Here is a 13,897-nt window from a genome sequence, read left to right on the forward strand (position 1 = left end):
GCTCCACCGGTATGGCCCGTATTACCCGCATTGCTCGCCCGACTTGCACCACCTGTACGACCCGCACCACCTGTACAACCTCGCACCATCCGTACGACCCGCACCACCTGTACAACCTCGCACCATCCGTACGACCCGCACCATCCGTCCGACCGGCACCACGTGCACCACTCGCACTGCTTGTACGACCCGTACCGCCCACCGCCGTGGCGGGGCGCCTCTCACCCCCGAGGAGAGGCTCCCCGCCACGGTGCCGTCCGGGGCCCTACGGTGCTCCGGCTCGAGGTTCGGCTCAGGTCCGGCTCGGGGCCCCCGGCGCGGGGCCGGCCGTGCGGCGCGGCGCAGTTCGGCCGGGCCGAGCGGGTGAACCGTCCGCCGTCCGCGTCCCGGCCGGGCCCACCCGCCGGGCGGCGGTGGTAGGCATGGGCCGCATGGACTGGTTCGCCGCCCCCGACTACTGGCTGAGCCGGCTGCTCGTCCAACGCCTGCTCGCTGCCCTGTACCTGATCGGATTCCTCAACGCCGCCGCGCAGTTCCGCGCGCTCATCGGCACGGACGGCATGCTGCCGGTGCCCCGCTTCACCGCCCGCGTCCCGTTCCGCCAGGCACCCGGCCTCTTCCACCTCCACTACAGCGACCGGTTCTTCGCCGCCGTCGCCTGGGGCGGGGCCGCCCTCGCCGCCGCCGTCACGGCCGGGCTCGGCGACGCTGTCCCGCTCTGGGTCTCGATCCTGCTCTGGGCGGTGCTCTGGGCCCTCTACCTCTCCATCGTCAACGTCGGGCAGACCTGGTACTCCTTCGGCTGGGAGTCCCTGCTCCTCGAGGCCGGCTTCCTCGGCGCGTTCCTGGGCAACGCCGACACCGCCCCGCCCACCCTGGTGCTGTGGTTGATGCGCTGGCTGGTCCTCCGGGTCGAGTTCGGCGCCGGACTGATCAAACTGCGCGGCGACAGCTGCTGGCGCGACCTGACCTGCCTCCGCTACCACCACGAGACCCAGCCGATGCCCGGGCCGCTCAGCTGGTTCTTCCACCACCTGCCCGACCCGCTGCACCGGGTCGAGGTCGCGGCCAATCATGTCGTCCAACTCGTCGTACCGGTCTGCCTGCTGCTCCCACAACCGGTCGCGAGCTACGCGGCCTGCGCCGTCGTCGCCACCCAGCTGTGGCTGATCGCCTCCGGCAACTTCGCCTGGCTCAACTGGCTCACCGTGACCCTGGCCCTCGCCGCCGTCGACCCGGCCCGCATCGGCCTGCCCGTCCACGCCCGTGCCTACCCCGGCACCCCGCTCTGGTACGAGGCGTTGGTGATCGCGCTGACCGCGGCCGTCGTCGTCCTCAGCTACTGGCCGGTGCGGAACATGGTCTCCCGCGGCCAGGTCATGAACCGCTCCTTCAACCGCCTCCACCTCGTCAACACCTACGGCGCCTTCGGCAGCGTCAACCGCCTCCGTCAGGAGGTCGTGGTCGAGGGCACCGACGAGGCGGTCCTCACCCCGCGCACCGTCTGGCGCGAGTACGGCTTCAAGGGCAAACCCGGCGACGTGCGCCGCCTGCCGCGCCAGTACGCCCCCTACCACCTGCGGCTCGACTGGCTGATGTGGTTCGCCGGCATCTCGCCCGGCTACGCCCGCCCCTGGTTCCTGCCCCTCGTCGCCCGCCTGCTGGCCGGCGACCCGCCCACCCTGCGGCTGCTGCGCCACAACCCCTTCCCGGACACCCCGCCGACCCACGTCCGGGCGACCCTCTACCTTTACCGGTTCACCGATTGGCGCGAACTGCGGGAAACCGGCGCGTGGTGGCACCGCACCGCGCTGCACGAGTACCTCGCGCCGGTCGACCTGCCCACCCTCGGTCGGGCCGGGTACCGACCACCGCTCGGCCGACCACGCCCCAGCGTCCGCGAGGTCCCGCTGGAGCGGCCGCGGCGGCCCCGCCGCACCCCCGGTCCGTCCACCGTTCGGCGGCCCGGACACCCGTCCGGACCAGGGCCGGACCACCCGGGCGGATCCCCCGAGTAGCGGCCAGGTGGGGGGTATGGCATACGACACCGGCCCGTCGGGGCGGTGGGTGCGTGCAAGGCTCGAACGGGCACCCGTATTCTGGGCCTCCACAAGCGGCAGCCCGACCGCGCGCCCCTCGCCCCGCGCCAGGGGCAGCCCCCGCGCAACCGGTCCGCCGCCCCTCGTCGCCAGCCCCGCCGCCGTCGCCCAGAACCGGACCTCACATGACAGTGCTTCACTCGCGCAACGCCGACGCAGCCGACCCGGTGGACGTCGCCGACGCCGCAGACGTCAAGGACCCCCAGGACGCCGTCGCGGAGCCCGACCTCCGCGAAGACCTCGGCCGCTACGCCGAACTCGGGGCCTTCACCCTCACCGCCGACACCCACGCCTGGTACGCGGCCGTCGACACCGTCGCCACCCCGGAGGATGCCCGCGCCGCCTCCACCGCGCTCGCCGAACTGCGCGGCCGCGACCTGCAGCAGACCTGGGAGGCCGTCACCGCCCTGGCCGCCGAGGTCAAGCTGGACGAGCCGGACACCGTCGCCAAGACCGCGCTCCTGGTCGAGATGCTCCAGCGGGTCCACCGCACCGCCGCCACCCTCACCACCGCCGCGTACGACGCCGACCTCGGCGCCCTCGTCGCCGCCACCGCCGACAGCGCCTGGCGCCGCGAGAACGGCGTCAAGCTCTCCTGGCTGCGCGGCCGCTCACTGCGCAAGCAGGCCACCGCCCTCGCCAACGACCGCCGCGTCCGCCGCGAGGACCTGCACGAGGCCCTCACCTCCGCCGAGATCGAGCGCCGCGCCTGGGCCGCCCTCGCCCCGGCCGGCACCCTCCCGGCGGCGCCCGCCGACGGCGCCCTGGTCGAGCGCACCGCCCAGGCCTTCGAGGCGATCAACGCCGGCCTGCGCGACCTCGACCGCCTGCTGCCCGACCACGACCTGGACGGACTGCCCTTCGCGGACCTCATCGACCTGGTCGAACGGCTCGCAGTCGACGAGGGCACCCTCTACCGTCTCCCCACCATTCGCGGCCTGCGCGCCGCTCTGGAGGAGGCCGGCCTCGGGGACCTGCTCACCGAACTCGCCGCCGCCAAGGCCGACCGCCGCGCCGCCGAGGCCGCGTACTCGGCCCGCCAGGCGCTGGCGGGCGGGCAGCGGGACGGGCTGGCGGAGGAGGCTGCTGCCGAGGAGACAGCGGTCGAGGAGCCGGTCTCGGAGCCGGTCGCGGAGGTCGAGACCGAGGTCGAGGCCGAGGTCGAGGCCGAGGTGGAGGCCGAGCTGGAGGTCGACGTCGAGGTCGACGCTGAAGCGGTAGCGCGTCAGGCGCTGGCCGGTGGGCAGCGGGACGGGCTCGTGGAGGAGGTCCCGGCCCAGGCTCCTGCTGAGGAGGCCGCCGAGGCTGTTGCCGAGCTGGAGGCCGACGCCGAAGTCGAGGACGCGGTCGAGACGGAGACCGAGACCGTGACCGTGACCGTGACCGTGACCGAGGACGCGGTCGACGCCGAGGCGGTGTCGGGTTCGGATGTCGACACGGACGCCGCCGACGTCGAGCCGACCGTGGCGGAGGAGCTGACGGAGGAGGAGGCCCCGGCTGCCGTGGTCTCCCTGCCGGCGCCCTCCCCGGCCGCCGACGACCTGGTCGCCGCCGCGACCGCCGCCCTGGCCGAGGCCGCAGCGGTGGAGAAGGCTGCGGCGGAGGAGGCCGAGTCGGCCGCCGAGGTCGAGGAGCCCGCTGCTGAGACTGCGGTCGAGGCTGAAGCCGAGGTGACGGAGACCGAGGTCGTCGCGGAGGAGCCGGTAGTCGAATCGGACGAGCCTGCTGCCGAGGTGGAGACGACCGACCAGGAGACCGAGGTCGTCAACGAGGAGCCCACCGCCGAGGTTGACGAGGCTGCCGGCGACGTGGCGGTGGCCGAGGTTGTCGCTGAGGAGCCCGTTGCCGAGGTGACGGTGGCTGCTGAGGAAGCTGCCGATGTCGAGCCGGTGGCCGAGGTCGTGGCCGAGGAGCCCGTCGCCGAGGCCGAGGCCCCAGTGGCCGAGCCCGAGACCGAGGCTGTTGCCGTAGAGGTGGAGGAGCCGGCCGCCGAGGTGGAGGAGCCTGCTGCCGAGGCCGAGCCTGAGGCCGCCGTCGAGGAGCCCGCCGTCGAGGAGCCCGCCGTCGTGGAGCCCGCCGTCGTGGAGCCCGCCGAGGAGCCCGTCGCCGAGGAGGCAGCCGCCGAGGCGGATGCCCCCGTCGCCGACGAGGACGCTGCCCGTGCTGCGAAGCCGGACTTCACGCCCGGTCGCCCCGTGACCGCCTACTCGGCCGACGAGTTGCTTGCCGTCGTGCGGTGGGTGGACGGCGACGGTGTGGAGCGGAGCGACGAGGAGCTGCTGCGGGCGGCCATGAAGGAGCTGGGCTTCGGCCGGCTCGGCCCCAGGATCAAGGAGGCGCTGGGCGCCGCCGTCACCGCCGCGCGCGGCTGACGAGGGGAAACCGCCGGACGGACAGGGCCCGGGACGCGATCGTGCGTCCCGGGCCCTGCCATGTCCCGGGGGACTGCGTCAGCCCGCCTTGTTCCACGGCTGGCTGGACATCAGTGCCTTCACGCTGGCGACGTACCCGGGGTTGGGGATGACCAGGCTGCCGACGACCTCGCCCGTGGTCGGGTCGGTGACGGCGTTGTAGTGCACGTTGCCCGCGCCCGCGTTGTACGCGGAGACGACCAGGTCGAGCAGCGGTGTCTTGCCGGTGGCCGGGTCGGGGGAGAGGTCGTACGTGCCGCCGAAGGAGGAGTCACCGTAGTAGGCGGCGAGCCAGCCGAGCAGTTGGGTGCCGAGCTGGACGTTCCCGGTGAGCGTGTTGGCGTCCGAGGTGGTGCCGAACTTGCCGTTCATCCAGCTGATGGTGTTCGGCATGACCTGCATGGTGCCGATCCCGCCGTCGCAGGCGAGGATGCCGGACTGCCAGCCGCTCTCCTGCCAGGCGATCGCCTTGACCAGGTTGACGGGCAGGGGTGGGAGCTGGTCGGTGCCGCCGGTGCTCAGCTTGAGCGTCCGGGACTGGCCGGCGGCGGCGGTGAGGGCGGCCGAGACGGCTTCCTTGGGGTCGTCCGGCCGGGGCTTGCTGGGCTTGCAGCTGCTCTGCAGCGGCGGCACGTGCGGGGTCGGCGGCGCGGGTGGTGGCGGGGGCGCGACCGGGCCGGGCTTGGCGGTCGGTACCGGGGCCGCGACGACGGGCTTGGCGACCGGCGGCTGGGTGGTCACCCCGGCGGGCAGGTTGCCGCCGCCGGCCTTGGCGGCGGTGCCCGGCGGCGTGCTCGGCGCGGCCTTCCCGGCCTTGCCGGCGGGGGCGCTCGGGCTCGGGCTCGGCGAGGCACCGGCGCCCGCGCCTGCGGTCGGCGTCGCGGTCGCCGGGGCGGTCGGGCTGGGGGCCTCGCTCGCGGACGGGCTCGTGCTGGAGGGCCCGCTGGGCCCGTCGCTCGCGGTCACCACGGTGCTGCCGCCCGCCGCGTCCTGGTGCTTGTCGGCGTGCTCGGTGCCGCAGCCCGCCAGGACGGCGGTCGCCACGGCGACTGCCGACACCAGGACCAGGGTCCGCCGTGTGGTGCTCACTCTCATCTGTGGTCCCCCCACTGGTCACCGGTGGTCCCGGCGCGTGGCGGTCATCCTATGAGGTGCCGCTCCGGCCTTGTGTGAACGGGTGGCCGAGCGCCTGCCGCAGGACGGCCGGTGCCGTGACGAGGGACGGTCCGTACCAGGTCAGGTGCCGTCCGCTGACCAGTGCGACCGGTGTTCCGGGGAACGCCTCCGGGCCGTCCTCGGCGGTGAAGCGGTACGGCTCGTCCGGCAGCACCACCAACTCCGGTCGGCAGGCCAGCAGTTCGGGCAGCGGGATGGCCGGGTAGCGCTCGGGGTGGTCGGCGTGGACGAGTCGGAGGCCCAGACGGCGCAGCAGGTCCCCGGCGAAGGTGTCGCGGCCGAGGACCATCCACGGGCGGCGCCAGATCGGCACGATCGCCCTCGGGCCGTCGGGCTCCTGGACCGCTCGGCTCGGCCCGACCGGCCCGACCGGCCCGACCGGCCCGACCGGCCGGACTGACCCGACTGGTCCGACAGGCCTGACCGGTCCGACCGGCGCCCAGGCCGCTTCCGCCTCGTCCAGCCAGGCGGGGCGCGTCAGTCGGCAGGCGGTGGTCAGCAGCCGGTCCAGTGAGCGGAAGGCGTCGTCCAGGGTGCGGATGTCGGTGACCCAGACCGGGGCGCCGGCCGCCCGCAGCGCGTCCAGGTCGGGGCGCCGGTTCTCCTCGTCGTTGGCGATGACGAGGTCGGGTTCGAGCGCGAGGATGCCCGGGACGTCCGGGTTCTTGGTGCCGCCGATCCGGGTGACGGCCAGGTCGGCGGGGTGGCTGCACCAGTCGGTGGCGCCGACCAGCAGCCCGGGCGCGGTGGCGGCGACCGCCTCGGTCAGCGAGGGCACCAGCGAGACCACCCGGCGGGGCGGGCGCGGCCCGAGCCGGACGGGGAGGTCGAGGTCGTCGCGCAGCGCGGTGGGGTCGGCCATCGGGCCAGCCTAGGCCAGGCCTGCGTCACGGATCCTGCGTCCCGGATCCTGCAGGCCGGGTCCAGGCCGGATCCAGGCCGGGTCCTGCGGGCCGGTCGGGATGGCGTCGGCCTGTGCGAGCGGTCCGTGAATCCTGCGGGAACCCGCCGCCCGGGTCGTCCGACTACCTGGTCCGGGTCCGCAGCACGGGCCCGAGCACGGACCACCGACCAGGAGAGTTGTCATGCGCCCACGCGTTGTCTGCGGAATCGCGGCCGCCGTCGCCCTGTTCGCCACGGCCTGCGGGAGCGGTGGCGGGGGTGGACGGGGCGACTCCGTCACCGCCCAGGCCGCCCCGAGCGGCGCCTACCCGGTGAAGGTCGCCGACTGCGCGGGCAAGGAGACCACCATCGCCAAGGCACCGACGAAGATCGTCACCAGCAACGCGTCGAGCCTGGAGATGCTGCTCCGGCTCGGCGCCGGCGACCGGGTGGTCGGCACCGGCTTCCCGCCCGGCAAGGGCACCCTGCCGGCCGACCTCGCCGAACAGGGCGGCAAGGTCCCGGTGTTGGGGGACAAGGCCATTCCCAAGGAGAAGCTGCTCGGCTCCGGCGCCGACCTGTACGTCGACACCTTCAGTGCGATGCCGATGATGGGCGGCGGCGCCATCGGACCGAGCGAGGAGGAGTTCGCGGCGGCCGGCATCCAGCACGTCTACCTGCTCTCCACCGCCTGCGCCGGGACCCCGAAGGCCGCCAAGGCGCCGCGCACCGACCTCGGGGGCGTCGAGGACGACATCCGCCGGCTCGGCGCCGTCACCGGCACCGCCGCCCGCGCGGAGGAGCTGGTGGCCGGGATGGAGAAGCAGGTCGGCGAGGTGCGCACCGCGCTCGCCGCCGTGCCGGAGGGGCAGCGGCCGAGCTACTTCGTCTTCGACTTCGACGCCGGTACCAAGCAGCCGGTGGCGGTCTGCGGCCGGCAGGTCGCCAACGCGGTGATCACCCAGGCTGGGGCGCGCAACGTGTTCGCCGACTGCGACGCCGACTTCAAGCCCGGCTCCTGGGAGGACGTCGTCGCCAAGAACCCGGACTGGATCCAGCTCGCCGTCCGCAACCGGGGCAGCGAGGAGGCCACCCGCAAGGCCTTCGACGACGCCGAGGCGTTCCTGAAGAGCTTCCCGGCGACCCAGGGCCTGAAGGCCGTCCAGGAGGGGCACTTCGTCCGGCTCGGCTCCGAGGCGACCACCATCGCGGGTGTGCGCAACGCCGACGCCGTCCGGCAGATCGCGGCGACCGTCCACCCCGACCTCGTCAAGAACGGGCAGTAGAAGGTGACGTCGGCCGTTCACGCCGAGGCCGGGGCCGAGGCCGAGACCGCGAACGAGGCAGCCGGCACCGGCCGCCCGGCCCGCACGCTGCGGGCCGGGCCGCTGGCCGCCGTCCTCACCGTCGCCCTGGTGCTCGCGCTGACCGCAGCCGTCTCGCTCGGCGCGGTGGACATCCCGCCCGGCGAGGTGTGGTCGGTGGTCGCCCGCCGGCTCACCGGGCGGGCCGCCGAACCCGGCACTCGCGACCTCATCGTCTGGCAACTTCGCGTCCCGCGCGCCCTGTTGGCGGCCGTGGTGGGCGCCGGTCTCGGCCTGGTCGGCACCGCCGTCCAGGCGCTGGTCCGCAACCCGCTCGCCGACCCGTACCTCCTCGGCATCTCCTCCGGCGCCTCCCTCGGGGCGGTCGCCGCCATCGTCCTCGGCACCACCTTCGGGCTCCAGCTCTCCTTCGGCAGCGCGCTCGGCCTCACCGTCTCCCTGGCGGCGTTCGCCGGCGCGCTCGCCGCCTTCTCCCTGGTCTGGCTGATGGCCCGGCGCGGCGGCGGCTTCTCCCCGCTGCGCCTGGTCCTCGCGGGCATCGGCATCGCCCAGTTCCTCGGCGGCGTCACCAGCTACCTCGTCCTGCAGACCCGCGACGAGCAGCAGACCCGGGGCGTGCTGTTCTGGCTCATGGGCAGCCTCGGCGGCACCGTCTGGTCCCAACTCACCGTCCCCGCCGTAGCCGTGGCGCTCGGCCTGGCCCTGCTGCAGGCCCGTGCCCGGGGGCTCAACGCGATGCTGATGGGTGACGAGACGGCCGCCGGGCTCGGCGTGGACGTCGCCCGACTGCGCCGCGAGGTCTTCGTCGTCACCAGCGTGCTCACCGGGGTGCTGGTCGCCGTCTCCGGCGCGATCGGCTTCGTCGGCCTGATGGTGCCGCACGTCTGCCGCCTGCTCCTCGGCGGCGACCACCGGCGCCTGCTGCCGCTGTCCGCGCTCACCGGGGCGCTGCTGCTGGTCGTCGTCGACACCGTGGCCCGCACCGCCCTGGACGGCCAGGAACTGCCGATCGGCGTGGTCACCGCCGTCCTCGGTGCCCCCACCCTGCTCTACCTGCTGGACCGACGACTGGAGCGCAATTGAGGATCGCTGTCGAGGACTTGAGTGTCGCCCTGGCCGGGCGGACGGTGGTGGCCGGGGTCCACCTGGTCGCCGAGGAGGGGGAGATCGCCGGACTGGTCGGGCCCAACGGGAGCGGCAAGTCCAGCCTGCTGCGCACCGTCTACCGGCACCTGCGGCCGAGCACCGGGCGGGTGCTGCTGGCCGGGCGGGACCTGGCGGAGCTGCGGCCGGCCCAGTCCGCCCGGCACATCGGCGCGCTGCCCCAGGAGCGCGGCGGGGACTTCGAGTTGAGCGTCCGCGAGGTGGTCGCGATGGGCCGCACCCCGTACAAGCGGGCCTTCGCCGCCGACGACGCCGAGGACCACCGGATCACCGCCGAGGCCCTGGCCCGGGTCGGCATGGCGACCGCCGGCGACCGCCGCTTCACCCAACTGTCCGGCGGGGAACGGCAACGAGTGCTGCTGGCCCGCGCGCTCGCGCAGCAGCCGGACGTCCTGGTGCTGGACGAGCCGACCAACCACCTGGACGTCCGGCACCAGGTCGAACTCCTCGCCCTGCTGCGCGAGCAGCGCCGCACCACGCTGGTCGCCCTGCACGACCTCAACGCCGCCGCCTCGGTCTGCGACCGGCTGCACGTCCTGCACCGCGGCGCCCTGGTGGCCTCGGGGGCGCCGCGCGAGGTACTGACCCCCGAGCTGCTGGCGGAGGTCTTCGGGGTACGGGCGGCGGTGATCGAGCACCCGCTCACCGGCGACCCGCTGATCGCCTTCGACCACCGCACCCCGGCCGGTGCGGTGGCCTCCGTGATCGGGACGTAGTCCGCCTTTCAGCGGCTCGCGTCGTGGCTCTGGCCGTGGCCCGGGTCGTGGCCCGGGTCGTGGCCCCGGTCGTCGCTCTGGCCATGGCCCTCGACATGGCCTTCGACGTGGCCCTCGTAGTGGCTCGGTCGGCCGTCGCGCAGCACCAGCCGGCCGAGCCGTGCGGCCTCCTCGCTGCGTAGCAACTCCCATCCACCGTCCGCTCGGTGGAGTGCCGAGGAATGCCAGGGCGTGGTCCAGACGTCGGCCGCTGCCAGCAGCCGGATGCCGAACTTGGAGACGCCGGCCGGCTGCGGGTGGATGGAGAGCCGGACGGCCCGGGGGTGCTGCTCGGCGATCAACTCGCCCCAGGCACGGCTGCGCTGGATCACCCCGTAGGCGCGGCGGCGGCACTCCCGCTGCAGGGCCGAGCGGGTGCCGGTGAAGCCGATGGAGTCCTCGGTGAGGAAGCGGGTGATGCCGCGGTAGAGCCGAAGGGTCTCCTCCTCGGCCAGCACCTGCTCGCGCAACTCCTCGACGGTGGGGGCGTAGCGCTCGTGCACCCGGGCTCTCTTCTCGTCGTACGGGAGGTCGCCGAGGACGGCCCGCAGGTCGAAGGTGGCGAGGTGGCCGAGACCCTCGCGGGCGATCATGGCGGTCAACTCGTCGGAATAGGCGTCGATGTGGTCGTCCGGGACGTTGATCAGGTCGCCGAATATGTGCCCGTCGGAGCAGATCAGCATCCGGGCGCCGGGCTCGTGGAGGCGGCCGATCTCGGCGCAGAGCCGGTCGAGGAAGGTCAGCGACAGTCGTTCGCCCTCGTCGGGCAGGTGGCCGAGCACCTTCGCCGGGTTCGGCGACTTGCAGGGGAACCCGGGCAGGGTGAACACGATCGGTTCGCCGGCGGCGATGAAGTCCGCCAACTGCGCGAGCTGCAGCGGGAAGTGCCCCGGTCGGGCGTCGAACTCCGGGTCGGCGGCGCGGCGGTGCGGCAGCAGGAGATCGAGGATGCGGGCGGCGAGGCGCTCGGCCTCGGCCGTGGGTCCTGATCCGGTGCCGGTGCCGGTGACGGTGTTGGTGCTGGTGTCGGTGACGGGCATCGGAGTGGTGGCGGTGCCGGCGGGCGGCATGGTGGGTCCTCCACGGATGGTGGTGTGGGGCGGGCTCGGGCAGGCGGAGCCGGGTATCGGATGCGGGGGCCCCGGGTCAGCGGCGGTCAGCGGCGCCGGTCGTAGGCGACGGGGAGGCGGTTGACCCCGCGGGCCAGGACGGCGGGGATCCAGGTGAGGTCGGCCAGGTCGTCCCCGGGGGCCTTCGCCGGGCGCAGCCCGGGCAGGCGGGTGAGCAGGGTGCCGATGGCGATCCGGAGTTCGGCCCGGGCCAGGGCGGCGCCGGGGCAGTAGTGGATGCCGTGGCCGAAGGCGAGGTGGGCGTTGGGGGAGCGGTCGAGGTCGAGGCGGTCGGCCTCGGGGAACCGGGATTCGTCGCGGTTGGCGGCGCAGAGCGAGACGATCACCGAGTCGCCGGCCGGCACGGTGGTGCCGAACAGGTCGCTGTCCTCGGCGAAGAACCGCCAGGTGGTGAGCTCGAACGCGGCGTCGTGGCGGAGCAGTTCCTCCACCGCACGGTCGAGCAGGCCGGGCTCGTCGATGCCGTCGCGCAACCGGTCGAGCTGCTCGGGGTGGCGCAGCAGGGTGATCAGCATGGTGGTGATCTGGTTGGTGACCGGCTCCTGCCCGGCGACCAGCAGTTGGAACACCATGGAGTCCAGCTCCTCGCGGCTCAACTCGCCCGCGTCGTGGGCGGCGACGAGCCGGCCGAGCAGGTCCTCGGACTCCGTCCAGCCGGGCTCCCGGCAGTCGGCGCGCTTGCGGGCGACCACGTCGGCGATGTACCGCTGCAGGCCGCGCAGCCGCGCCTCGTACGCCGGGCGGCCGGGGTCCTGCGGGCCGACGGGCTGGACCACCTTGCCCCAGTCACGGTCGAAGCGGTCCGCCAACTCGGCTGGGAGGCCGATGACTTCGGCGAGCACCCGGAAGGGGTAGTGGGCCGCGAAACCGGCCACCAGGTCGGCGCCGCCGGCCTCGGGCAGCTCGTCCACCAGGGCGTCGGCCAGCTCCTGCAGCCGGGGGCGCAGGGACTCCACCCGGCGCGGCGCGAAGGCGTCCAGGACGAGCCGGCGCATCGAGGTGTGCTTGGGCGGGTCCTGGTGGAGCAGGTGGACCTGGAGCTGCGAGTGCTGCGGCTCGGGCATGATCGACGCGAGTCGGCGCCAATCGTCGTTGCCCAGCGCGTGGTTCTTGCCGAGGCGCGGGTCGTTGAGGGCCGCGTGGGCGGCCTGGTAGCCGGTGACCAGCCAGGCGTGGATGCCGCTCGGGAACTCCACCCGGTGCACCGGCCCGGCCTCGCGCATCCGCCGGTACAGCGGGTACGGGTCGCTCTTGTACGCCGGACCGTACAGCGGGACGGGGGAGGGAAGCCGGTCGTGCCCGTACGGGCAACGCGGGGTGTCGTCGGTCGCGGCCGAGCCGGGGACAGGGTCGGCGATCGGGTCGGGGGCGGGGCCGGGTATCGGGTCGGGGGCGGTGTCGGGGATCGTGTCGGTCATCTGGGGTGGTCCTTCGGTACGGTGCGCGGACTGTCAGGTCGTGGGGCGGCGGCGGTGCAGGGCGAGCAGGGCGACGGCGGTCGCCGCGACCGCGGCGGCCAGGGCGATCCCGGCGCGGGTCCCGGTGGTGTCGCGGCTCCCGGCCGACGCGGCGGCGGTGGCGAGGGCCGGTCCGAGGGCGAAGCCGAGGCTGCGGGCGAGTTGGACGGCGGACCCGGCGGTGGCGAGCCTTCCGGGCGGGGAGGCGGTCATCACCAGGGCCTGGGTGGGGCCGCCGTTGAGGCCCATCCCGGCACCGGCGAGGGCGAGCCGGGCGGCGATGTCGAGGGCGGACCAGCCGGCGTCCAGCGGGACGAGCAGGGCCAGGCCGAGAGTGGTGACGGCGGCGCCGGTGAGCGCGGTCGGTCGGGCGCCCCAACGGTCGGCCAGTCGGCCGCCGACCCGCCCGGCCAGCACCATGCCGAGCGGGAACGCCAGCATGGTCAGCGCGGTGGCCGTGGCGCTCTCGCCCCGAGGGCCGCGCAGGTGCTGGGCGAGCAGGTAGTGGCAGGCCGCGAAGCCGGCGGCGAGCGCCAGCACCGAGGCGTTGACCCCGGCGGTCCCGGCGGCCCGCAGTACCTCGGCCACCGGCCGGCCGCCGGGGCGGCGCAGCCACAGCAGCACCAGCGGCGCGGCGGGCAGCGCCAGCAGGAGCCACTGCGGCGCCTCCGGGGCCAGGGTGAGCCCGAGCAGGACGGCGGCCATGGCACCACCGATCAGGGCGGCGTCGCCGAGTGAGCCCCGGTCGGGCAGGCGCAGCCCGCCGCGCCGCGGGGCGTGCCGCCGCACGATCAGCACGGCGGCCAGGCAGACCGGCAGCTTGACCAGGAAGATCGCCCGCCAGCCGAGGTGGTCCAGCAGCAGGCCGCCGACGACCGGACCGGTCACGGCGCCGAGCGGTCCGAGGGTCGCGGGCACGCTCATCGCCCGCCCGCGCAACTCGGATCGGACGGACGTCGCGGCGAGCACCGGCATCAGGACGAAGAGGACGGCCCCGAAGGCGCCCTGCAGCAGCCGGGCCGCGATCAGCCAGCCCGCCCACGGGGCCGCGGCCGCCAGCACGCTGCAACCGGCGAAGCAGCCGACCGCGAGCAGCAGCGCGGACCGGGTGCCGACCTGGTCCAGCCACCGTCCGGCGGGCAGGAGGAGTGCGACGAGCGGGAGTTGGTAGCCGAGAACGGCCCACTGGGCGACCCCGGGGGAGACGTGCAGGCCGGCCGAGATGTCGGTGAGCGCGAGGTTGACCACGTTCATGTCGAGCATCGCGACGAACGAGAGCAGGCCCGCGGCCACGACCAGGCTCCAGCGGTCGACAGGTTGTGGCTGACTGCCCGTCAGTGAGTCGGCGGCCGTCGGCTGTTGCGCTGCCATGGAGTCCCTCCGTTCCCGTTCTGCCGTACCGGACACCGCCCCGGCGGCGGGGTCCGGTACAGCAGTCGGGGGCGCGACGGCTCCGGTTCCGAACGCTTGGGGGAATTTTTCGGTGGCGGTGTTCAGC

General features: G+C 74.4%; 10 protein-coding genes. 5 read left to right on the plus strand and 5 right to left on the minus strand.

All coding sequences use genetic code 11. The features are described 5' to 3' along the window. Positions 1–431 precede the first annotated feature (431 nt). Positions 432–2,018 (plus strand): lipase maturation factor family protein, encoded by a 1,587-nt coding sequence (locus ACZ51D_RS12350; RefSeq protein ID WP_465620899.1) that lies wholly within the window; start codon positions 432–434, stop codon positions 2,016–2,018. Between the two features lie 206 nt (positions 2,019–2,224). Beyond that, on the plus strand, positions 2,225–4,471 hold the full coding sequence (locus ACZ51D_RS12355; protein WP_465662172.1) for a hypothetical protein: 2,247 nt from the start codon (positions 2,225–2,227) through the stop codon (positions 4,469–4,471). A 78-nt stretch (positions 4,472–4,549) separates the two neighbouring features. Here ACZ51D_RS12355 and ACZ51D_RS12360 read toward each other — a convergent pair whose 3' ends face one another. After that, positions 4,550–5,599, minus strand: a complete 1,050-nt coding sequence (locus ACZ51D_RS12360; RefSeq protein ID WP_465620790.1) for a transglycosylase SLT domain-containing protein — start codon at positions 5,597–5,599, stop codon at positions 4,550–4,552. A gap of 55 nt (positions 5,600–5,654) precedes the next feature. Continuing rightward, positions 5,655–6,548, minus strand: coding sequence for a helical backbone metal receptor (locus tag ACZ51D_RS12365; RefSeq protein ID WP_465662173.1), 894 nt, complete (start codon positions 6,546–6,548; stop codon positions 5,655–5,657). A gap of 223 nt (positions 6,549–6,771) precedes the next feature. Between ACZ51D_RS12365 and ACZ51D_RS12370 the strand changes: the two genes are divergently transcribed. From ACZ51D_RS12370 to ACZ51D_RS12380, 3 genes are all read left to right on the plus strand, one after another. Further along, complete coding sequence (locus ACZ51D_RS12370; RefSeq protein WP_465662175.1) at positions 6,772–7,854, plus strand: ABC transporter substrate-binding protein; 1,083 nt, start codon at positions 6,772–6,774, stop codon at positions 7,852–7,854. Between the two features lie 87 nt (positions 7,855–7,941). After that, positions 7,942–8,976, plus strand: coding sequence for a FecCD family ABC transporter permease (locus ACZ51D_RS12375; RefSeq protein WP_465662348.1), 1,035 nt, complete (start codon positions 7,942–7,944; stop codon positions 8,974–8,976). Continuing rightward, positions 8,973–9,773: an ABC transporter ATP-binding protein gene (locus tag ACZ51D_RS12380; protein ID WP_465620785.1), complete on the plus strand. Its 801-nt coding sequence runs from the start codon at positions 8,973–8,975 to the stop codon at positions 9,771–9,773. The genes ACZ51D_RS12375 and ACZ51D_RS12380 overlap by 4 nt, the downstream gene beginning before the upstream one ends. Before the next feature lie 8 nt (positions 9,774–9,781). Here the strand turns inward: ACZ51D_RS12380 and ACZ51D_RS12385 are convergent, their stop codons facing one another. The 3 genes from ACZ51D_RS12385 to ACZ51D_RS12395 all read right to left on the minus strand — a co-directional run bounded on the left by ACZ51D_RS12385 (position 9,782) and on the right by ACZ51D_RS12395 (position 13,770). Further along, the gene (locus ACZ51D_RS12385) at positions 9,782–10,852 is read right to left on the minus strand and encodes an L-tyrosine/L-tryptophan isonitrile synthase family protein (RefSeq protein WP_465662350.1); all 1,071 of its coding nucleotides are present in this window, start codon (positions 10,850–10,852) and stop codon (positions 9,782–9,784) included. A gap of 116 nt (positions 10,853–10,968) precedes the next feature. Next, on the minus strand, positions 10,969–12,360 hold the full coding sequence (locus ACZ51D_RS12390) for a cytochrome P450 family protein (RefSeq protein WP_465662176.1): 1,392 nt from the start codon (positions 12,358–12,360) through the stop codon (positions 10,969–10,971). Between the two features lie 33 nt (positions 12,361–12,393). After that, complete coding sequence (locus ACZ51D_RS12395; RefSeq protein ID WP_465662178.1) at positions 12,394–13,770, minus strand: MFS transporter; 1,377 nt, start codon at positions 13,768–13,770, stop codon at positions 12,394–12,396. Between the last annotated feature and the right edge of the window lie 127 nt (positions 13,771–13,897).

Source organism: Kitasatospora sp. NPDC033851 (assembly GCF_055576085.1).

Excerpts from the sequence above, each read along its gene's own strand:
- ACZ51D_RS12365 (WP_465662173.1), bottom strand. The coding sequence starts at position 6,548 with ATGGCCGACCCCACCGCGCTGCGCGACGACCTCGACCTCCCCGTCCGG.
- ACZ51D_RS12385 (WP_465662350.1), bottom strand. The coding sequence starts at position 10,852 with ATGCCCGTCACCGACACCAGCACCAACACCGTCACCGGCACCGGCACC.
- ACZ51D_RS12390 (WP_465662176.1), bottom strand. The coding sequence starts at position 12,360 with ATGACCGACACGATCCCCGACACCGCCCCCGACCCGATACCCGGCCCC.
- ACZ51D_RS12395 (WP_465662178.1), bottom strand. The coding sequence starts at position 13,770 with ATGGCAGCGCAACAGCCGACGGCCGCCGACTCACTGACGGGCAGTCAG.
- ACZ51D_RS12350 (WP_465620899.1), top strand. The coding sequence starts at position 432 with ATGGACTGGTTCGCCGCCCCCGACTACTGGCTGAGCCGGCTGCTCGTC.
- ACZ51D_RS12355 (WP_465662172.1), top strand. The coding sequence starts at position 2,225 with ATGACAGTGCTTCACTCGCGCAACGCCGACGCAGCCGACCCGGTGGAC.
- ACZ51D_RS12370 (WP_465662175.1), top strand. The coding sequence starts at position 6,772 with ATGCGCCCACGCGTTGTCTGCGGAATCGCGGCCGCCGTCGCCCTGTTC.